This is a genomic window from Sinosporangium album (genome assembly GCF_900100605.1).
GTDB classification, from domain to species: domain Bacteria; phylum Actinomycetota; class Actinomycetes; order Streptosporangiales; family Streptosporangiaceae; genus Sinosporangium; species Sinosporangium album.
On sequence record NZ_FNCN01000037.1, the window covers coordinates 35,699 to 54,789 of the forward strand.

A 19,091-nucleotide genomic window follows, 5' to 3' on the forward strand; every position below is an offset into this window, starting at 1 on the left:
AGGACGGCCTGCTGCTGTGAACGAACATGGGCATCAACTTTCGAAAGTCTATTGACCAATCGAATGTCGGCCGAGTACACCTATAGGTGTTTCCGTCAGCTCGAATCAGGCTCTGACCTGTACTTCCCCAACGCCGACCTGTCCGATTCCGTCCTCGCCCACGGAATCGTCCATCGTGTCGGGTCGACCATCCAGGCGCCTCGGTGGCGCCGTCCACGCCGCCTGGCCGCCCTTCGTGGAACGGTCCGGCAAGGCGGCATCGTACACAAACCATGGAGAAGCCATGCCCAACGGCAAACATGGGCCGCAGTTACCGCATCCCGGGCGCAGGGGGAGGCGGCTGAAGACGTTGCTGGGAGCCTGCCTAGCCCTCGCCGTGGCCTCGGCCTGCGGCTCGGGTGCCCAGGAGGAGAAGGCGGCCGGGGAGAAGCCCAAGCCGGTCCTGCGGTTCGGCGTGCCCGTGCCGCTCAACGACTGGGAGACCATCGACCGCGGCAACAGCACCTACACCTCGCTCGTCTACGAGGGCCTGGTGGGGCTGGCCAGCAACGGTGTCACGATCATCCCCGGCCTGGCCAAGGAATGGAAGGTGAGCGACAGTGAGATCACCTTCACCCTGGAAGAGAACGTGGTCTTCCACGACGGGACGCCGTTCGACGCCGCCGCCGCGGTGAAGAACCTGGAGCGCATGCGCTCCACCTCGGCCCGCTGGAAGGGCACCATGGGCACGGTCACCGCCTTCGAGGCGGTGGACGCGAAGACCCTCAGGATCAAACTGAAGGGCGCGGCTCCCGCACTGCTGCCGAACCTCGCGCGCAGCCAGGGCTACATCATCTCGCCCGCCGCCATCGAGGCCGGGACATGGGCGAAGACGCCTGCCGGGACGGGTCCGTACGCCTATGACCCCTCGCGCTCGGTCGCGGGCTCCAAGGTGATGGCCAAGGTCTTCGACCGCTACCGGCACCCGGAGAAGATCGGCACCGGCGGCATCGAAGTGCACTTCATCAACGACCCCGACTCGCTGCTGAACGCACTCACCGTCGGCCAGCTCGACATCGCCTACACCGTCGCGTCCTACGACAAGCGGGTGGAGCAGAGCGGCCTCGGCCTGGCCACTTACCCGTCGAGCCTCTTCCACCTGCAGATGTACGACACCAAGGGCGTGTTCGGCGACAAGAAGGTACGGCAGGCGATATGCCTGGCCATGAACCCGCAGGAATACGCCGACACGCAGTACCGCGGCTACTCCAAGGTGCACCTGCAGCGGATGAAGGAAGGCCAGCAGGGCTACAACCCGCAGGTCGCCGGCTATCCCCACGACCTCGCCAAGGCCAAGCAGCTCATGGCCGAGGCCGGCAACCCCAAGGTGAGCTTCGTCCTGCCGAGCTACGACATCCAGCGGTCGATCGCGGAGCTCTTCCGTGCGCAGATGGGCGAGATCGGGGTGGACGTGAAGCTCGACATGATGACCTGGGGTCAGTTCTACAGCGTTTACAACAACGGAAAGTATCCCGCGGCCATCCTTTCGGACTTCGGTGACGCCAGCGCCTACGACTACTACCTCTACAAGTTCTTCCCGGGTGGCGCGGGCAACCCCAAGAAGGTCGCCTACCCTGAGCTCGACAAGGTCGTCGAAAAGGCGCTCGCCGCGCCCGATGAGAAGGCGGCCGCCGCCGACTGGGCGGAAATGACGAAGATCGTCAACGATGAGGCGCTGGACTGCGGCTACTTCGAGCAGCCGTACTTCTGGGCCTTCAACAAGAAGAAGGTCGACAAAGTCGACTCGACGGCGACTGTGCCGGCCGCGATTCGCTACGCCGAACTCGTGGCCAAGGGCTGAGGCGCGCCCCTTCCCCGTCGCCCCGACTCACCTGTAAGGAGCTCACTGGTGTCCAGCATTCTGATCAAGAACGGCTTCGTCGTGACGATGGATCCCCGCCTCGGGACCCTGACGCGCGGCGACGTCCTCATCCGGGGCGACCGGATCGAGGCGGTCGGCAAGGATCTCGAAGGGCCGGCGGACAAGACCATCGACGCCACCGGCAAGATCGTCATCCCGGGCTTGATCGACACTCACATCCACATGTGGCAGCACCCGCTGCGCGGCCTCGCCTCCGAGCTGTGGAGCCACCTCATCTACAAATCGGTCATCACGCCGACGCGCGACCGGTTCAACGCGAAGGACTTCGGCACCGCCGTCTACCTGTGCGGCCTGGAGATGCTCGACCGCGGCGTCACCGGGGCGCTCGACTTCTGCCACGGCATCATGACGCCCGGCCACGCGCGTGCGGCGTACGACGCGCATACCCGCACCGGGCAGCGCGTCCTCATGGCGTACGGCCTGTCACTCGGCTACTCGTTCGACGGGCAGATCCCGGACCGGCCGCACGGGGCGAAACTCGACGACCTGATCGAGCTCCAGTCCGAGCAGCGCGAGGACACGATGGTGACGCTCGGCGTGGGGCTCTCCGAGATCGAGACCGCCGGTCTGGAATTGTTCACCAAGGAGCGGAACTTCGCCCGCGACCACGGGCTGCGGGCCACGTTCCACCAGAACTCGCCCGGTCAGATCCTTACTCTTCACGAGCAGGGCCTGCTGGACGGGGAGCTGGTGCCCGTCCACGTCAACTCGGTGTCCGACCGCGAACTGCGGCTGCTGCGGGAAGCCGACATCGCCATCTCCGTCACGCCCGAGGTGGAGATCGCCGTCGGCCGCTCGATGAGCGTGCTCAGCCGTGCGTTCCGCGAGGACGTGAAGTTGTGCATCGGCACCGACACGCCGTCGCGCGTCTCGATCGACCTGCTGAGCCAGCTCCGGCTGTCGTTCACGATGGTCCAGGCGCACGACGCGGCGGAGGCTCGGGCCGCGGGCCGCCTGCCGCTGTCGGGACAGAATGACTCCCGGTCGGCGGCGCCCGGCGACATGCTCGCCACCGCGACGGTGAACGCCGCCCACGCCCTGGGCCTCGGCGATCAGCTCGGCACCCTCGCACCGGGCAAGTTCGCCGATGTCGTCCTGTTGGAGACCTGGCCCTACGGTGACCCGATCGGCGACGCGGCGGCGCACGCCGTACTGTTCGGCTCGTCCCGCGACGTCGACACGGTGATCAGCGGCGGGGTCGTGCGCAAGGAGAACGGCGCCCTGGTGGGCGTCGACCGGCAGGAGATCGCCGAAACCATCGCCGACCTGCGCACACGCGTGCTCGCCTGAGCCGCGTTCCTGGCGTACGGCACAAGCCTCACGCGGGCACGCCGCGCACTCCGATCAGTAGGTCGGTGGTGTGCGCGATGTGAGCGCGCAGCAGGTCGGCGGCCCTGTCGGCGTCGCGGTCGAGCGCGGCGTCGAGCAGGGCCCGGTGTTCGCCCGCGTGGTCGCGGTCGGCGGCGCGGGCCGCCGGCAGCGACCAGTGGCGGTAGAGCTCGGCCTCTTCGCGCAGTGCGCGGGCGGTCTCGGTCAGCCTGCGGTTGGGGCATCCGGCGAACAAGGCGCGGTGGAAGACCGTGTGCGCGACCGCCCACGTCTCCACTAGGGAGACGTGGGCGGGCTCCCCGTCGGGGAACGGAGTGCGTTCGAGCACGTGGTGCGCCGCGACCAGGTCGGCCTCCCACCGCACATTGCCGTGCGTCACCGACATGCGGAACACCAGTGTCTCGACCTCGATGCGGGCCTCGGTCAGGTCGAGCAGGTCGTCATGGGACAGCGGTCTCACCATGTAGCCCTGATGGGCTTGAGCCCTGACCAGCCCCTCGGCGCTCAGGCGGGCGAGCGCCTCACGCGCCGCGCCCACACTCGTGTTGTAGTTCCCGCAGAGATCGGGAAACTTCAGTCGCTCGCCCGGGGTGAGCCTGCCGCCCAGAATGTCGGCGCGAAGTCGTCGATAGATGCCCTCGGTGCGTGTCGTCGCACCACCCTGGCGTGCCATGCCAGCATTCTATTTAGATGTGGCGACGGCCGATATTGGCGAAGGCGTGGCGGTTTCCCATAGCGGCTTAGCCACTATGCCAATTTATCAATGGGGGGCCGATCGCGTAACCGGCCGGTCGGCCCTCCACGCAGCGACGCTTCGCGTCGCGAGAGCCGTCGTGGCGACGTCGTCTGAGGCTCTGACGTGGTCAGCCCGGCCGAGACCCACCGCTACGGCATGCATCGCATCACCAACCAATAGCCCGACTGAGGCGTCACCTTTTGGAGGTGCCGCCGCCACGCCTCGCCCTTTTCCAAGGTCTACCGAACCCCTGGCGTTGCGTTGGTCGAAGCCGGGCACTCCGGCGGCGCCTCCGCCTGAGGATCAGGCACGAGAATGCGTTTTATGCATTCGATGCGGCGAACAGCAATCTCATCTCAAATGACGGGATGCCCTGCTCTTTGGAAGTAGCCGCGACGGTGAATCGAGTGTGCGGTCGATCGCCTGAGGTCAGGTTTTGCCGCCGACGGGGAGAGCAAGGGGGGCGCCCTGGCTATGGTGGAACTGTCCACAGCGCCGTCATGGCGTATCCCGGGAACCCTGATCGACGGTCCATAGAGTCCCAGGTCCGAGGCCTCGGACTCACTCCTTCAGATCACGGAGTGAACCCATGCTGAAACGACTTCTCGTCGCTGCCGTCGTGGCCGCGTCCACACTCGTCGTCAGCGGCACGATCAGCACGCAGTCTGCAAACGCCTCCGGCCCACTCTCCATAAGCGCCGACCGGTCCGCCGTTTCGCCGGGCATCGCCAAGGCGAGCTGCCGGTGGGTGGATAGGTACGGCGACTGGTGCAAGCAGTGCTACAAGTACGGCAAGTGGCGACTCGAATACTGCAAGGACAAGGACGAAAGCGACAACGGTTACGGCGGCTACTAGAGCCGGGCAATCCGGGCCGATGGACCGGCCTGGAAAGTCCTCCGTCCCGCGAGGGGATCCCCTCGCGGGACGGCCCGATGTCCGGCCCGATGTCCGGCCCGATGTCCGGCCCGATGTCCGGCGTGGCGGCCCGTCAGGCGAGGGCGCCGGTACGGTGGCCCGCATGGGTGGTGAGACGGGGGATCTCAGGCTGGAAGGGCACCGGGTCGAGCTGACGGGCCTACTGCTACCGCATGCTGGGATCGCCGTTCGACGCGGAGGACGCGGTGCAGGAGACCCTGGTGCGCGCCTGGCGGAGCGTGACTCCTCCGACGAGGATCGCGGGCCGCTGCGGCCGTGGCCGTACCGCATCGCCACCAACGTCTTAGTTTTCCGCCGCTGTTCCGTATCACGGGTATACCCCCGCACGAGAACGAAGGGAACCACCGCATCATGGCCGACTACATCGACGTCAACGGCGTGCGCACCTGGTATGACGAGCGCGGCTCGGGCGATCCGCTGGTGCTCCTGCACGGCGGTCTCACCGACAGCAGGGACTTCGCCGGCAACCTCGCCGCGCTCGCCGACCGGTTCCGGCTCCTCCTCCCCGAACGGCGGGGCCACGGCCACACCCCCGACGTGCCGGGGCCGATCACCGTGGAGGCGATGGCGGCCGACACCGCGGCGTTCATCGAGAAGACCGTCGGCGGTCCGGTGCGGCTGGCCGGCTACAGCGCGGGCGCGATCGTCGCGCTGTGGGTGGCCGTGCGCCGCCCCGACCTGGTCGAGAGGCTCGTCCTGATCAGCGGTGGTTTCGATCCCGACGGGATGATCGTGCGGCCGACCGCCGACGGGCCCCTGCCCGAGCCGCTGGTCGCCGCCTACGCCGAGGTGTCACCAGACGGCGCGGACCACTTTCCCGTGGTGGTAGCGAAGATCGTCCAATCGGTGAACGAGGAGCCGCCGCTGGCCCTGGCCGACCTGTCGGCCGCCACCTGCCCGGCGCTGGTCGTGGCCGCTGACGACGACATCGTGACCCTGGAGCACACTCTGGAGATATACCGCGGCCTGCCCGACGCCCAGCTCGCCATCGTCCCCGGGACCTCCCACCTGCTCCTGCATGAGAAGCCGGAGCTGTGCACCAGCCTCGTCGCCGATTTCCTCACCGGGGATCCGGTGCCCACCTGGATGCCGATTCGCCGTGCCGCCGACCCTGTCGCCCCCTAGGCCGCGGCCACGGTCACGCTTCGGCGCGGCCGCTTTCCGCGTAGCGGGCAGGTGAGACGCCCACCGCCGCCGTGAAATCGCGCGTGAAGTGGGCCTGGTCGGCGTAGCCGAGATCGGCGGCGACCGCCGCCCAGTCGACGCCGCCGCTCCCGGCCGCCCGCTCGGCCGCCTCGTGCAGGCGGGCCCGGCGCAGGACCCACTTGGGGGCGGCGCCGACGTATTCCGCGAATAGACGCTGCAGCCGGCGCACACTGACGCCGAACTCCTCCGCCACCTGGTCGACTCTGCGCAGCTCAGACGTGGCGGTGATGTGCTCCACCATCGCCGCGACCCGCTCCACCACCGGGTCGGGTTCGGGCAGCCGGCCCAGCAGGAAGGAGTCCACGAAGGAGGCGATGCCCGCGGCGTCCGCAGGGCCGCCGAGCACCCCCGCGTTGAGCCGATCCACCTCCGGGCCGAAGAACTCGCCGGCCGGCACCGCCCGGTCGGCGAGATCGGCCACGGGACGGTCGGTGAACGGCCGGAAGCCTCCCGGCCTGAACTTCACCCCCCACACATGCCCGGCCCCCTCCAACCGCCGCACGAACAGCGACCGGTCGACCCCGTACACGTGAGCCCGCGGCGCCTCGAAGACCAGGTGCACGTTGGGATGAGAGAGCACTTTCTGCTCATAGGCCGGAAGGCCGCGGCGATCCCAGCGCACCAGCCAGTAGAACTCGACGATGCGCGCCAGCCGTACGGCAGGCTTGTGCCGGGAGAGGCTGATCACGGTCGCCCCCCGGCCGGGGTGAAGCACCCCTCGTCCAAGGGCGCGCGAGGTCATACCGCCAGGTTAGCCGTCGCGTTTGTTCAAGACGGACGTACGGCGGAGCCTCCACGATGGGTAAATGCACGTTCACGCACTTCACCCCTTGATGGCACGGGCGGCGGCGGAATCCGCCCGCGTCGCTTACGGTGTCCGCACCGAACACCTGGACGGCCCGACCCCTTGCACGGAGTTCGACACCCGGACCCTGGTCAACCACTGGGTCCTGTACACCTCTCACGGCCTGGAACGCCGGGCCCGCCGGGAAACCCTGCCGCAGGACCTCGTCGAGCGCGACTTCACCGCCGACCCCGCCTGGGCCGACGCCTACGCCAAGCAGGTGGACCGGGCCGTGGCCGCCTGGGCTGACCCCGCGGCCTGGGAAGGCGAGATCGACCTGGGCTGGACGGCCATGCCCGCCACGGCGATCGCCCAGATGGTGGTCAAGGAGATGGTGGTGCACGGCTGGGACGTCGCCCGCGCCACGGGCCAGGAGATCGACATTCCCGACGACCTGGCCCTCATGGTGCTCGGGGTGGTCGAGGAACACGCCGAGATCTACCGGCAGTACGGCGGATTCGCCGACCCTGTGCCGGTTCCCGCCACTGCGCCGCCCCTCGCCCGCGCCCTGGCCGCCTCCGGCCGCGACCCGCACTGGATCCCGTCCCCGCCGGACTGATCGCCTTCCGCGCCCCCTTACACGGCCACCTGCGCCAGGACCCGCATAGCGTCGTGTTCCCTGCGCGACAGCTCGGCCAGCATGTCCGAGGCGCGGGTCAGCCGGGCGGGATTCTCGGCAGCCGCAGCGATCTCCGCGATGGCCTCGGTCCACAACTTGGCGATCTCGCCGTACAAGTGGTGCCCCTCGTGTACGGCCGGGTCGTCGACGAGGGCGGCGCATTCGCCGAGGAAATCGCGGTACATGTTGCGGAACAGGGCGCCGCCGGTGCCGCCGTACTCCATGATCGCGGCTGTTCGGGCGATCGCGGCGGGGTCGCGGTCCGTCCAACCCCGCATCTGCCGCGCAGCCTTGGCGATGCCCTTGTGGCCGAGGTTCGTGATGGGCGGCTCAAGGAACGCGTGCGCGTTGCGCTTGATCGCCTCTGCGAGCACCTCGCGCAGCTCGCGCGCGGCTGAGCCCGTGACGGTGAAGGACCGGTTGCGGGCGGCCATCGGCCCCCGCTCGGCGCGGGCGAGCCGCAGGCTGTCGAGTGTGGCGGTGACCGCGCCTCCCTGCTGCGCGGTGTCCACCAGGTGGGCGTGCGTGGCGCTGAAGCCGTACGCCGCCACGAAATGGCCGGCGAAGTGGACGCGCGTGGTGAAGTAGCCCAAGTGATAGCAGTCAAGCTGTAGTCCTACGGGGCTGCCGCTCTCCAGGGCCTCGGTCAGGTTGTTCCACGCCTTGCGCTCGGACGAAGTCTCCAGCACTCGCAGTTCCAGCCCGCCGAGCCTGGCAACTACCTGGCGAGTGAGGTGGAACGGCTTGATGCGCCCGCCGAGAAAGGGCATATCCATGTTTTTGGCGTCCCAGTAGATGAAGCCGAGCCCCTCGCCAAGGCCGAACAGCATCGGCTCCGAAAGATCGACTCCCCGGTGGCGCAGCAGTACACCCAGTGTGCTGGTTTCACAGTGCAGGCCGCCGCGCGGCTCGATGTCGCTGACAATCACCACTTCAGTGTGGCCTGCGGCAAGCCGTACGGCATGGGGCCGCGGGTTTCCGGCGGGGGATCGTCATAGGTCGCCGCGGTACCAGGCTTCGGCCTCGGTTGTCAGGGGCTTTTCGTTGGGTTTGGGGATACTCGCGTGATCGATCCAGCGTCGCAGGAGCCGGGCGAGGTGGTGCATGTGCTCGGGCCGTACCGTCTCGTGCAGGGCGAAGTACGTCACGATGGGGCCGGTCAGGGGGTCGTGCGCGTCGCAGTGGGAGCACAGGAGGAGGTCGCTGCGGACTGACACCCGCTTTCCGGTGGCGTTCTCCCAGGTGTGCGGAAGGCGCAGGATGGCCAGGATGTCGCCGGTGCGGCATCGGGGACAGGTTTGGGCGCCGCTCATGTGGCGCCGTTCGCGGTCGCGCCGACGGCGCCGGCTCCCAGCAGTGCCTTGATGTCGCCGTAGAACGCGGGGTGCGCGGTGACGTGGAAGGGGGAGAGGGCCAGCAGTAGACACTTGGCGCTTGAGCGGTGCAGATGCACGTGTACGGGGGCCCGGCCGGGGTGGGTTGTCAGGATGTGTCGGAACTCCTGGACGAGTCGCGGGGTGAGCTGGGTTTCGTGGATCGAGATCACCACGGGCGGTTCGGCGTTAGTGGCGGAGATGTCCAGTGGTGTGATCTCCTCGCCGTAGACGCTCGTCGTCTCGTCGCGTATGTTGACGCGTCCCCGCACGGAGATCACGCGGTCTTCGGCCAGGGCTTCGCCGTACAGGGTGTAGGTCTTGGGGAAGACGAGGACCTCGACGGCCGCGTCGTGGTCTTCGAGGGTGACGATCGCCCAGGGGCTGCCCTGCTTGGTGACCTTGCGTTGCAGGCCGGAGACGATGCCGCTGATCCGGGTGGCCGCGTCCTGCCGTCCGAAGGCCAGCAGGTCGGCGATGGTGGTGTCGCGGTTGGCGTTCAGGACGTGTTCGGCGCCGTCGAGCGGATGGCTGGAGACGTACAGACCGAGCATTTCGCGTTCGAAGGCGAGCAGGGTGGCCTTCTCCCACTCTCCCTTGGGGATCGCGATCGAGAAGGTTTCGCTCTGGCCCGGTTCACCGAACAGCGAGTCCTGCCCGTGGGCCTCGTTGCGTTTGACGTCGATGACCGCATCCACGGCCTGCTCGTGGATCGAGACCAGGGCCTTGCGGTGATGGCCCAGGCTGTCGAACGCGCCGGCTTTGGCCAACGACTCGATGACGCGCTTGTTGCAGACGGCGGAGGGGACCTTGCCGAGGAAGTCGTTGAAATCGGTGTAGGGGCCTTTGGCCTGCCGGGCGGTGACGATCGCGTCCACGACGCCGGCTCCGACGTTGCGTACGGCGCCCAGCCCGAAGCGGATGTCGGAACCGACGGCCGCGAAATCCAACCGGCTGGCGTTGACGTCGGGCGGGAGCACGTTGATGCCCAGGCGCCGACAGTCCGACAGGTAGACGGCAATTTTGTCCTTGTCGTCCCCGACGGAGGTGAGCAGCGCGGCGAGGTACTCCTGGGGGTGGTTGGCCTTGAGGTACGCGGTCCAGTAGGAGACCAGGCCGTATCCGGCGGTATGCGACTTGTTAAAGCCGTAGCCGCTGAAGGGGACCAGCACGTCCCAGACCGCCCTGATCGCCTCGTCGGAGAAGCCGCTGCCACGCATCCCCGTGGAGAAACGGTCCCATTCGGCGTCCAGGACTTCTTTCTTCTTCTTGCCCATGGCGCGGCGCAGCATGTCGGCCGCGCCAAGGGAGTAGCCGGCCAGGTGCTGGGCTATGGCCATGACCTGCTCCTGGAAGACGACCAGGTGGTAGGTGTCGCCCAGGATGGGTTCCAGGGCTTTCTCCAGCTCGGGGTGAATCGGTTCGATCGGCTGCCGTCCGGTTTTTCGGAGGGCGTAGTTGGTGTGGGCGTTCATCTCCATCGGGCCGGGGCGGTACAGCGCGTTCACCGCGGCGATGTCGGTGAACGTGGTGGGCTGCATGAGTTTCAGCAGGACGCGCATACCGCCGCTGTCCAGTTGGAAGACCCCGAGGGTGTCGCCGCGCGCCAGCAGTTCGTAGGTCGTGGCGTCGTCGAGCGGGACGTCGAGGATGTCGATGTCGAGGCTTTTGTTGGCGCGGATGTTGGCGATCGCGTCGCCGATGACGGTGAGGTTGCGCAGGCCGAGGAAGTCCATTTTCAGCAGGCCCATGTCTTCGGCCTGGGTGAAGGGGAAACCGGTGATGACCGGGCCGTCGACCTTGGGCTTGACCAGGGGGATCACGTCGATGAGGCTGTCGCTGGACAGGATCACGCCCGCGGCGTGGATGCCGGTGCCGCGGGTGAGGCCTTCGATGCCGACGGCGGTGTCGATGACCAGTTTGACGTCGGGCTCCTGCTCGTACATCGTCCGCAGCTCGGCCGCCTCGCCGTGGCGGGGGTGGCCGGTGTCGTGGATGGCGGCCAGGGGGATCTCCTTGCCGCCTGCCGCGGCCGGGAAGGCTTTGGTGATGCGGTCGCCCAGCGCGTACGGCAGGCCCAGCACGCGGCAGGAGTCCTTGACGGCGGCCTTGGCTTTGATGGTGCCGAAGGTGACGATCTGGCAGACTCGGTCGTCGCCGTACTTGCGGGTGACGTAGTCGATCACCTCGTCGCGGCGCCGGTCGTCGAAGTCGAGATCCACGTCGGGCATCGTGATGCGCTCGGGGTTGAGGAAGCGTTCGAAGATCAGCTTGTGCTCGATCGGGTCGAGCTGGGTGATGCCCGTGCAGTAGGCGACCATGGAGCCGGTGGCGGAGCCGCGGCCTGGGCCGAGGCCGATGCCGCTGTCGCGGGCATAGCGGCAGATGTCGGCGACCACGAGGAAGTAACCGGGGAAGCCCATGCTGTCGATGACCGACAATTCATAGTCGATGCGGTCGAGCACCTCCTGTGATGGGTGGCCGCCGTAGCGGTGGCGTGCGCCCGCGAGGGCCTCTTTCCGGAGCCAGCTTGACTCGCTCTCGCCTTCGGGGACGGGAAAGCGCGGCGTCAGGTCCCGGTGGGCGAACACCTCCCCGTAGTCATCGATCCGTTCGGCGATCAGCAGGGTGTTGTCGCAGGCGTCGGGCACCTCGGCGTCCCACAGGGCGCGCATTTCGCTGGCGGACTTGATGTAGTAGCCGCTGCCGCTGAACCGGAAGCGGTCGGCGTCGGCAAGCCGCTTGCCGGTTCCGACGCACAGCAACGCGTCATGTGCTCCGGCCTGGTTCTCGGTGACGTAGTGGGAGTCATTGGTGGCCAGGGGAGGCAGACGGAGCTCCTTGCCCAGTTTGAGAAGCTCGCCGCGGACCCGGCGTTCGATGGCGAGGCCGTGGTCCATAAGCTCGAGAAAGTAGTTGTCCGGGCCGAAGATGTCGCGGTAGCGGGCGGCGGCCTCGACGGCTTTGCCGTACTGGCCGAGCCGCAGCCTGGTCTGCACCTCGCCGGAGGGGCAGCCGGTCGTGGCGATGATGCCTTTGCCGTACTCGGCGAGCAGTTTATCATCCATGCGCGGATATTTCTGGACGTGTCCTTCGAGCCAGGCCCGGGACTGCAACCGGAACAGGTTCCGCAAGCCGTCGGCGTCGGACGCCCACATCGTCATGTGCGTGTACAAGCCGCGCCCGGAGACGTCGCCGCCCTCTCCGGTGTCATCGTTGGAACGGCGTAGCGCCAGGTCGTCGCTGTAGTACACCGGCTTCCGGTGGTGGCGCGAAGCCGGGGCGACATAGCTCTCCATGCCGATGATCGGCTTGATTCCCGCCTTGCGCGCCTTCTGGTAGAACTCATACGCCCCGTGCACATTGCCGTGGTCGCTCATCGCCACGGCCGGCATGCCCTGCCGGGCCACCTCGTCCATCAGCAGGCCCACCTTGGCGGCGCCATCGAGCATGCTGTACTCCGTGTGCACATGGAGGTGTACGAAGGACCCCACCCGTGACCACTCCTCCTGGTTGTAAGCTCGTTCGCGATCCGCAGCATTCGACCCGAGGGCAGACAGAGTTGTCCAACAATCGACACGCCGACACCTCACAACCATCGGTTGTGCATGGAGGTACGGCAGAGCTGGATCTCGGCGCGGTCCGCGCCTTCGTCGCCATCGCCGAGGACCACTCCTTCAGCGAGGCCGCGGCACGGCTCGGGATCAGCCAGCAGGCCGTCTCCAAGCGGATCGCGAAGCTGGAGTCGGATCTCGGCCTGAGGCTGTTCCACCGCTCGCGCGCCGGAACCGGCCTCACCGAGGACGGCAGTGCCTTCCTGGCCCACGCGCGCGCCCTCGTCGGCATCGCCGACCGGGCGCTCGACGCGCTGCGCGTGCGGCGCCGTACGCTCCGGATCGACGTGCTCGACACCCGGCTGGCCACCATCGAATTGGTCCGCGCGTTCCACCGGGCCCTCACGAACGCCGACATCGAGGACGCCGACATCGAGATCGTCACCTCGGACGGGCTGAGAACGGCGCCTGGCGCCCTTCTGCGTGGATCCGCTGACGCGGCCTTCGCCCGCGTCAGCGGCGCGCTGGAGGAGGGGCTCGTGAGCACACCCGCCCACCTGGAGCCGGTGCACCTGCTCGTCGGCCGAGACCATCCGCTCGCCGACCGTCAGGTGGTGAAGACGGGAGAGCTCGCCGGGGCGACCGTATGGATGCCCGGCAACGCGGCGGGCAGCGAATGGGCCGACTACTACCGTTTCCTCAGCGCCGAGTTCGGCATCCGGATCGACACGGCAGGGCCGAACTTCGGCTACGAACACATGGCGCAGCAGGTCGCCTCCGGCGAACGGATGAGTTTCGCGGGCATGGACACGCAGTTGCCCTGGCAGCCCGGCGTCACCCGGATCCCGCTCGTCGACCCCGTGCCCGTCTACCCTTGGTCGCTGCTGCGCCACCGGCAGAACCGGCACCCGGCGCTGGAGCTGTTCGTGGAACACATCGCCGCCGGCTACCAGCCGTATGATCCGCGCCGCCAATGGCTTCCCGACCCCGACCGCGCGGCCTTCAGCACCACCAGGACGTGACCGGGCGCAGGCGGACGTTGCTGCGGATGCCGCTGCGGACGTCACGGTGTCGCGGGTTCGGCCTCCCGCCGCCGGTTGAGCGGGAAGCCCGCACCGGCGGCGGTGAGGAACATCCACAATCCGGTGGCGTCCAACACCAAGGGCATGGTGCCCCCCCTCATGGTGCAACTGGTCGCCGGGTGCCCCGTCAGGAAACGCGGCCTGGCCACTCGCGCATCCGATGATCGCCGTCCAGCTCATGGCCGGCCGCGCTGCTGGTGATCTTCGTCCCGCTGTCGCTCCGCGCCTACACGCAGGGGGCGGTGAGACAGGATCGGCGCTCGCCCGCTGACCGGCCGTTAAGCCCCGGAACCGCAGACGTCCGGCCGCCCCGAGGGTGTACACGCTCGACGCGACCTCTACCTGCGGCGTTGGCGCGACATGCGGTGGAAGACTTCGTCATCATGCGTGCAGCCTTCATCAAGACCCTCGGTCCGCCGGAGAACATCCGGTACGGCGAGTTGCCCACTCCGGAGCCGGGGCCGACCGATGTCCTGGTCGATGTCACCGCCGTCGCGGTCAACTCGGTGGACACTTTCGTGCGTTCCGGCTTTTTCCGCACACCAGTTGTGTTTCCGTTCGTGGTCGGCCGCGATCTGGTCGGTACGGTGGCCGCGACCGGGCCGGGCGCGGTCGGGTTCGCGGTCGGTGACGCCGTCTGGTCCAACAGCCTCGGGCACGGAGGTCGCCAGGGTGCCGCCGCCGAACGGGTCGTGGTCGCGGCCGACCGCCTCTACCACCTTCCTCTCGGTGCGGACCCGGTTCGCGCGGTCGCCGTCGCCCATCCGGCCGCCACCGCCTACCTGGCCCTGTTCACGCACGGCGGACTCCGGGCGGGGGAGACCGTCCTGGTGCTCGGCGGCGCGGGAAACGTCGGCAGCGCGCTCATCACCATGGCCTGGGAGGCCGGCGCCCGGGTGATCGCCGTCGCCGCCGACCGAGACGCCGACCACTGCCGCGCTCTCGGGGCGAGCGACGTCATCGACTACCGGGAGCCCGGCCTCGTCGAGCACATCAGGAACGCCTCCCCGCGTGGCGTCGACCTGCATCTCGACACGTCCGGACGGAACGACCTCGCCGCGGCCGTCGAGTTGTGCGCGCCGCGCGGCCGGATCGTTGTGCTCTCCGGCGCCCGTTCGCGCCCGGTGTTCCCAGTGGGGGCGTTCTACATGAAGGACTGCTCGATCAACGGGTTCGTCATCTCCCACGCGACCGTCGCCGAACTCGCCGAGGCCGCTGCGGCGGTCAACCGGCTTCTGGCGGCGGGCCGACTGGGCCCCCGCCAGGTCGAGGCGTATCCGCTGAGCGCCACCGCCGCCCTCCACCGCAACATGGAAGACGGGGAACTCCACGGTAGACGAGCGGTCCTGCGCCCGGATCTCGACACCTGACCATCCCTCGTGCCATGCGCAGAGGCGTGCCGCCTCAGGCCGGGCCGGGCTTCGCGGCGACGCTGAGGAACTGGCGCAGCAGACGGCCCGCATCGGCCGCGGTGACCTCGCCAGGGGTGTTGACGATCTGCGAGGCGAGGCCGTCCACGAAAGTGTGCAGGAGGGCCGCCCACAGCTCCACCTCGTGATCATGATGTGGGCGGAGAACGGCTTCGTTCGTCTCACGGATGGGCTCGTATCCTCGGAGCGCGGCCACGCACTGGCGGTACAGAGCGCGTTGCTCCTTCCATATGGTCGACCCGTGCTGAGGGGGATCGGCGCGTTCCCACTCGGCGACAGCGCACCACAGCACGTATTCCTCGCGCCGCACCTCGTCGATCGGCAGCAGTTCTTCCCCGATCGACGCCACCCCGTCGATCGGGGAAGGACTGACGCGAGGCTGTGTGATGCGGGGATACACCCGCTCCTGGAGCGTTTGCACCACCACCGCGATGGCATGCCGCCGCAAGGCGTCCTGGTTGGCGAAGTAGTGCCGGAGCGACCCTGTTGACCAGCCGGTCTCCGTGGCATGCGCGACCGGGTGAGGGGGCGGTTCGAGGGTTGGGCGACGAAACTGAACTCCGGTTCGCGTGCGGCACTGCGCTGGATCGTAGGCATCGCCGGCTTCCTCGTCCTGCGCGACGCGATCACACAACTCGCCATGTGAACCTTGTGATCCAAGGTGTAGCCTAGGGATATTAGGAAGAAGCAAATATCTCTAGGATGAGAAAGCGGTATCCCTATGGCGCGGGCCGGGTTGACGGCGGATCGAGTGACACTCGCCGGTGCCGAGCTGGCGGACGAGGTCGGGCTCGACCGCGTGACCATGTCGGCGGTGGCGCGACGACTCGGGGTGAAAGACGCCAGCCTCTATGTGCACGTGCGCAACCTGGAGGACCTGCGCGGGCGGATCGCATTGCTGGCGGCGGACGAGAAGACCATCCGCATCGCGGAGGCCACCGCCGGCCGGGCGGGCAAGGATGCGCTGGTGGCGTATGCCACCGCGTGGCGGAAGTACGCCCATGACCACCCGGGTCGATATACAGCGACCCAGATCCCGATAGAAATCGATCCCGAGCTCCTGGCCCGGGCACTCGGGCCGTGGCGCGCGGTCGAGCTGACCTACAGCATGCTGCGTGCCTATGCGCTGGACGAACCCGACTTGACCGACGCAGTCCGGCTCATACGCAGCACGCTCCACGGCTTCACCAGCCTTGAGGCCGCGGGCGGGTTCGCCCATGCGCGTCCAGCGGAGGACTCCTGGGTCCGCTGCCTCGACGCCCTCCACGCCCTTCTGAAGCACTGGCCCGCACACGACCCCGTACATGATGAACACGATGAAGGAGCCCCGGCTTGACCAGTCCGTCTATCGGCCACCTGCGCGTCGACGGCGCCACCCTGCACTACGAGGTGCGCGGAACGGGCCCGCTCCTGCTGCTGATCCCCGGCGGCACGGGCGGCGCGGCCTCCTACGACGGCGTCGCCGACGACCTGGCCGCCGATCACACGGTCGCGGCCTACGATCCCCGCGGCCTGTCCCGCAGCCCGTTGGACGATCCGGAGGCGGAGCAGCGGGTCGCGCAGCACGCCGATGACGCGTTCCGCCTGCTGGAGTCGCTGTCCCCAGACGCGCCCGCCCGCGTGGTCGGCTGCAGCTCGGGTGCGATCGTCGCCCTGCACCTGCTCACCACCCGTCCCGAACGGATCGAGCGCGCCGTGGCGCACGAGCCGCCGGTGGTGGAGGTGCTGCCCGACGCCGCCGAGCATCGCGCGCTGCTCGCCCGCGTCGAGGACACCTTCCGGCGGGACGGGCTGATGCCCGCGCTGGCCGAGTTCGCGGCTGGCCTCAGGCGGCCCGGCGCCGACCCCGTCGACGTCCAGGCGGCCACCGAACTGCCGCCGCAGGCGGCGGCGCGAGCGGAGCGGACGATGGCGGACATGCCCTACTACCTCGGGCGTATCGTGCCGAGCTTCATGGCCTACACCCCGGACCTGGATCGCCTGGGGGCTCTGTCGGACCGGCTCGTGCTCGCCGGCGGAGCGGACTCCCACGGTGAACTGCCTTACCGGCCCGCCGCCTACCTGGCCGAGCGGTTCGGCACGGAGCTCGTCCACTTCCCCGGCGGGCATACGGGTCTCAGCACCCACCCCGCCGAGTTCGGCGAACTGCTCCGCAAGGTGCTGAGCACCTAGCCTTCCCGCTGAAGCACGCCGGCCTCGCCTGTCTGGGGGCGGCGATGGGTTCGGAATCCGCCTTCTCAACCTTCGACTTGGCTCGCGTCAAGGACAAGAGTGGAAGGTGGAGCCCAAGGTGGTCTACTCTGACCGGAGCGAGGGGAGTACTTCACAAGCGCAGGCCCGGTCAATACGAACGCGATGTGGCGTTCCCGGGCGGCCGCCCACCATGACTGCGTGGGTGAAGGAGACCTCGAACGACCTAACCCGTTCGAGGAGACTTCATGCCCTCTGAGGCCACCCGTGCCGTGTCCGAGCTGTCGACGATCGGGTCGCCCACCCTGTGGGCGATCACCGTGGCGGGGTTGGCCTTGCTGCTGATCATGGACTTCCTGCTGACCCGCCGCCCGCACGAAGTGCGCATGCGCGAGGCGGTGGCGTGGTCGATCTTCTACCTGGCACTGCCGATCGCCTTCGGACTGTACGTGTGGCTGTCGTTCGGTAGCGGAGTCGCGGTGGAGTTCTTCACCGGCTACGTGGTGGAGAAGTCGCTCTCGGTCGACAACCTGTTCGTGTTCATGCTGCTGCTGTCCGCCTTCGCCGTCCCCGCCGCCTACGTGCAGCGGGTCCTGCTGTACGGCATCGTGGGAGCGCTGGTGCTGCGGGGGATATTCATCGCCCTGGGCGCGGCCGTACTGCAGAGCGGGACGTGGGCGTTCCTGCTGTTCGGCGCCATCCTCATCCTGACCGCCGGCAAGGTGTTCAAGGAGGCGCTGGGCGGGCAGCAGCACCAAGTCGACATTTCCGGCATGCGCACCGTCCGGCTGCTGCGCCGCCTCATGCCGGTCACCAACGACTACCGCGGCGCCCACCTGGTCGTGCGGGAGAACGGGCGCCGCGCGCTCACGCCGCTCGCTCTGGCCATGGTGGCCGTCTTCGTCACCGACATCGTCTTCGCCGTCGACTCCGTCCCCGCCGTCTACGGCGTCACCGAGGACCCCTTCCTGGTCTTCGCCACCAACGCCTTCGCCCTCCTCGGCCTGCGCGCCCTCTACTTCGTCCTGCAAGGGGCGCTGGCCAAGCTGCGCCACCTCAACCACGGCCTCGCGATCATCCTCGCCTTCATCGGGGTCAAGCTCGTGCTCCACTGGGCGCACGGGATCTGGCCCCAGACCCCGGAGATCCCGACGCCGGTGTCGCTGGGCGTCATCATCGGCGTCCTGGCCACCGTCACGATCACGAGTGTGCGAGCCAACCGGCGAGACGGCGCTCGGTCATCCGCCTCACCCGATGAGCAGCCCGAGCGCTCACACCCCTGACCGCGGCGACATTCCCTCGTCGTACGGCGGGCGCGCCCGAAACCGGGTCCCGAGTCGGCGTGCGGCTCGGCCCGGCGGGCCCCGGGAGGTCGACCCGGTCTCCGCAGGCGCCTGCGGCCCTCGTGGAACCTGGCCGCTGCCGTACCGGACGAGGGGGAGAAGGCCCACTTGGGGGACCGGGCGGCCGGCAGTCGGCCGCCGAGACCGTCCAACCGGAGGGTTGCCCCACGGCGTGTGGTTCACGTCGTCCCCTCCAGGGCCGGGGCCATGGCCGACTCGGCCAGCCCGGCGACCAGCGGAGCCAGGCGGTGGAGCTCTTCGAGATGGGGGGCGCTCAGCAGTGCGAGCTTCCCCTCGCCCTTCTCCGTGAGCATGAGGCGGACGATCCGGCGGTCGCCGCTGAGGCTGCGGTTGCGCGTGACCAGCCCCATCTGCTCCACCCGGTTGACCAATTGGACGGTGCTGTGGTGCCGGGTGCAGAGGTATTCGGCGAGGTCCCCGATGGTCGGCCCCCGCGGGTCGGAATGCCCCCGGATCGCCAGCAGCAGTTGGTGCTGGGCGGCCGTGAGCCCCACCTCGGCGGCCTG

Annotated in this window: 19 protein-coding genes; 12 read left to right on the forward strand and 7 right to left on the reverse strand. The window is 68.4% G+C overall.

Features of this window, described 5'->3' with window-relative positions; all coding sequences use genetic code 11:
• The first annotated feature begins 283 nt into the window (after window positions 1–283).
• Both BLQ73_RS26310 and BLQ73_RS26315 read left to right on the forward strand, forming a co-directional pair.
• The gene (locus tag BLQ73_RS26310) at window positions 284–1,840 is read left to right on the forward strand and encodes an ABC transporter substrate-binding protein (protein ID WP_093174477.1); all 1,557 of its coding nucleotides are present in this window, start codon (window positions 284–286) and stop codon (window positions 1,838–1,840) included.
• A gap of 48 nt (window positions 1,841–1,888) precedes the next feature.
• Window positions 1,889–3,211 carry an amidohydrolase family protein gene (locus BLQ73_RS26315; protein WP_093174479.1) on the forward strand — a complete coding sequence of 441 codons (1,323 nt, stop codon included), beginning with the start codon at window positions 1,889–1,891 and terminating at the stop codon, window positions 3,209–3,211.
• Window positions 3,212–3,239: 28 nt separating this feature from the next.
• Here BLQ73_RS26315 and BLQ73_RS26320 read toward each other — a convergent pair whose 3' ends face one another.
• Entirely contained in the window at window positions 3,240–3,923 is a 684-nt protein-coding gene (locus BLQ73_RS26320) for a GntR family transcriptional regulator (protein ID WP_093174481.1), read from the reverse strand.
• Between the two features lie 652 nt (window positions 3,924–4,575).
• Between BLQ73_RS26320 and BLQ73_RS26325 the strand changes: the two genes are divergently transcribed.
• The 3 genes from BLQ73_RS26325 to BLQ73_RS26335 all read left to right on the forward strand — a co-directional run bounded on the left by BLQ73_RS26325 (window position 4,576) and on the right by BLQ73_RS26335 (window position 6,048).
• The gene (locus tag BLQ73_RS26325; RefSeq protein ID WP_093174483.1) at window positions 4,576–4,842 is read left to right on the forward strand and encodes a hypothetical protein; all 267 of its coding nucleotides are present in this window, start codon (window positions 4,576–4,578) and stop codon (window positions 4,840–4,842) included.
• Window positions 4,843–5,075: 233 nt separating this feature from the next.
• Window positions 5,076–5,210: a sigma factor gene (locus BLQ73_RS33580; RefSeq protein ID WP_245691425.1), complete on the forward strand. Its 135-nt coding sequence runs from the start codon at window positions 5,076–5,078 to the stop codon at window positions 5,208–5,210.
• 64 nt (window positions 5,211–5,274) lie between these two features.
• A complete protein-coding gene (locus BLQ73_RS26335) occupies window positions 5,275–6,048 on the forward strand; it encodes an alpha/beta fold hydrolase (RefSeq protein WP_093174485.1) in 774 nt (257 codons plus the stop codon).
• A 13-nt stretch (window positions 6,049–6,061) separates the two neighbouring features.
• Here BLQ73_RS26335 and BLQ73_RS26340 read toward each other — a convergent pair whose 3' ends face one another.
• Window positions 6,062–6,871, reverse strand: coding sequence for a helix-turn-helix domain-containing protein (locus BLQ73_RS26340; RefSeq protein WP_093174487.1), 810 nt, complete (start codon window positions 6,869–6,871; stop codon window positions 6,062–6,064).
• Between the two features lie 64 nt (window positions 6,872–6,935).
• On the opposite strand from BLQ73_RS26340, the gene BLQ73_RS26345 reads away from it, so the two are divergent.
• Window positions 6,936–7,532, forward strand: a complete 597-nt coding sequence (locus BLQ73_RS26345; protein ID WP_093174489.1) for a TIGR03086 family metal-binding protein — start codon at window positions 6,936–6,938, stop codon at window positions 7,530–7,532.
• 17 nt (window positions 7,533–7,549) lie between these two features.
• On the opposite strand, the gene BLQ73_RS26350 is transcribed toward BLQ73_RS26345, so the two are convergent.
• From BLQ73_RS26350 to dnaE, 3 genes are all read right to left on the reverse strand, one after another.
• Complete coding sequence (locus tag BLQ73_RS26350; protein WP_093174491.1) at window positions 7,550–8,521, reverse strand: BtrH N-terminal domain-containing protein; 972 nt, start codon at window positions 8,519–8,521, stop codon at window positions 7,550–7,552.
• 63 nt (window positions 8,522–8,584) lie between these two features.
• The gene (locus BLQ73_RS26355; protein ID WP_093174493.1) at window positions 8,585–8,905 is read right to left on the reverse strand and encodes a DUF6300 family protein; all 321 of its coding nucleotides are present in this window, start codon (window positions 8,903–8,905) and stop codon (window positions 8,585–8,587) included.
• On the reverse strand, window positions 8,902–12,459 hold the full coding sequence (dnaE, locus tag BLQ73_RS26360; RefSeq protein ID WP_143020449.1) for a DNA polymerase III subunit alpha: 3,558 nt from the start codon (window positions 12,457–12,459) through the stop codon (window positions 8,902–8,904). The genes BLQ73_RS26355 and dnaE overlap by 4 nt, the downstream gene beginning before the upstream one ends.
• A gap of 110 nt (window positions 12,460–12,569) precedes the next feature.
• Here dnaE and BLQ73_RS26365 point away from each other — a divergent pair, with 110 nt between their 5' ends.
• Complete coding sequence (locus BLQ73_RS26365; RefSeq protein WP_093174496.1) at window positions 12,570–13,541, forward strand: LysR family transcriptional regulator; 972 nt, start codon at window positions 12,570–12,572, stop codon at window positions 13,539–13,541.
• A gap of 443 nt (window positions 13,542–13,984) precedes the next feature.
• Window positions 13,985–14,971 carry an NADPH:quinone reductase gene (locus tag BLQ73_RS26370; protein ID WP_093174512.1) on the forward strand — a complete coding sequence of 329 codons (987 nt, stop codon included), beginning with the start codon at window positions 13,985–13,987 and terminating at the stop codon, window positions 14,969–14,971.
• Window positions 14,972–15,005: 34 nt separating this feature from the next.
• Here BLQ73_RS26370 and BLQ73_RS26375 read toward each other — a convergent pair whose 3' ends face one another.
• Complete coding sequence (locus BLQ73_RS26375; RefSeq protein ID WP_176955695.1) at window positions 15,006–15,455, reverse strand: TetR family transcriptional regulator C-terminal domain-containing protein; 450 nt, start codon at window positions 15,453–15,455, stop codon at window positions 15,006–15,008.
• An 84-nt stretch (window positions 15,456–15,539) separates the two neighbouring features.
• On the opposite strand from BLQ73_RS26375, the gene BLQ73_RS32825 reads away from it, so the two are divergent.
• The 4 genes from BLQ73_RS32825 to BLQ73_RS26390 all read left to right on the forward strand — a co-directional run bounded on the left by BLQ73_RS32825 (window position 15,540) and on the right by BLQ73_RS26390 (window position 18,504).
• Window positions 15,540–15,677: a hypothetical protein gene (locus tag BLQ73_RS32825; RefSeq protein WP_176955696.1), complete on the forward strand. Its 138-nt coding sequence runs from the start codon at window positions 15,540–15,542 to the stop codon at window positions 15,675–15,677.
• A gap of 75 nt (window positions 15,678–15,752) precedes the next feature.
• Complete coding sequence (locus BLQ73_RS26380) at window positions 15,753–16,367, forward strand: TetR/AcrR family transcriptional regulator (protein ID WP_093174500.1); 615 nt, start codon at window positions 15,753–15,755, stop codon at window positions 16,365–16,367.
• Complete coding sequence (locus tag BLQ73_RS26385; RefSeq protein WP_093174502.1) at window positions 16,364–17,203, forward strand: alpha/beta fold hydrolase; 840 nt, start codon at window positions 16,364–16,366, stop codon at window positions 17,201–17,203. Before BLQ73_RS26380 ends, BLQ73_RS26385 begins: the two co-directional genes overlap by 4 nt.
• Before the next feature lie 266 nt (window positions 17,204–17,469).
• On the forward strand, window positions 17,470–18,504 hold the full coding sequence (locus BLQ73_RS26390) for a TerC family protein (RefSeq protein ID WP_093174504.1): 1,035 nt from the start codon (window positions 17,470–17,472) through the stop codon (window positions 18,502–18,504).
• Window positions 18,505–18,743: 239 nt separating this feature from the next.
• Here the strand turns inward: BLQ73_RS26390 and BLQ73_RS26395 are convergent.
• Window positions 18,744–19,091, reverse strand: a 348-nt coding sequence (locus tag BLQ73_RS26395) for a MarR family transcriptional regulator (protein WP_143020451.1), incomplete at its 5' end; no start/stop codon positions are given.

Bases quoted from the DNA above. Each gene is read 5' to 3' on its own strand.
- BLQ73_RS26355 (WP_093174493.1), bottom strand. From the start codon at position 8,905: ATGAGCGGCGCCCAAACCTGTCCCCGATGCCGCACCGGCGACATCCTG.
- BLQ73_RS26325 (WP_093174483.1), top strand. From the start codon at position 4,576: ATGCTGAAACGACTTCTCGTCGCTGCCGTCGTGGCCGCGTCCACACTC.
- BLQ73_RS26380 (WP_093174500.1), top strand. From the start codon at position 15,753: ATGGCGCGGGCCGGGTTGACGGCGGATCGAGTGACACTCGCCGGTGCC.
- BLQ73_RS26370 (WP_093174512.1), top strand. From the start codon at position 13,985: ATGCGTGCAGCCTTCATCAAGACCCTCGGTCCGCCGGAGAACATCCGG.
- BLQ73_RS26345 (WP_093174489.1), top strand. From the start codon at position 6,936: ATGCACGTTCACGCACTTCACCCCTTGATGGCACGGGCGGCGGCGGAA.
- BLQ73_RS26390 (WP_093174504.1), top strand. From the start codon at position 17,470: ATGCCCTCTGAGGCCACCCGTGCCGTGTCCGAGCTGTCGACGATCGGG.
- BLQ73_RS26340 (WP_093174487.1), bottom strand. From the start codon at position 6,871: ATGACCTCGCGCGCCCTTGGACGAGGGGTGCTTCACCCCGGCCGGGGG.
- BLQ73_RS33580 (WP_245691425.1), top strand. From the start codon at position 5,076: ATGCTGGGATCGCCGTTCGACGCGGAGGACGCGGTGCAGGAGACCCTG.
- BLQ73_RS26320 (WP_093174481.1), bottom strand. From the start codon at position 3,923: ATGGCACGCCAGGGTGGTGCGACGACACGCACCGAGGGCATCTATCGA.
- BLQ73_RS32825 (WP_176955696.1), top strand. From the start codon at position 15,540: ATGCGCGACCGGGTGAGGGGGCGGTTCGAGGGTTGGGCGACGAAACTG.
- BLQ73_RS26310 (WP_093174477.1), top strand. From the start codon at position 284: ATGCCCAACGGCAAACATGGGCCGCAGTTACCGCATCCCGGGCGCAGG.
- BLQ73_RS26335 (WP_093174485.1), top strand. From the start codon at position 5,275: ATGGCCGACTACATCGACGTCAACGGCGTGCGCACCTGGTATGACGAG.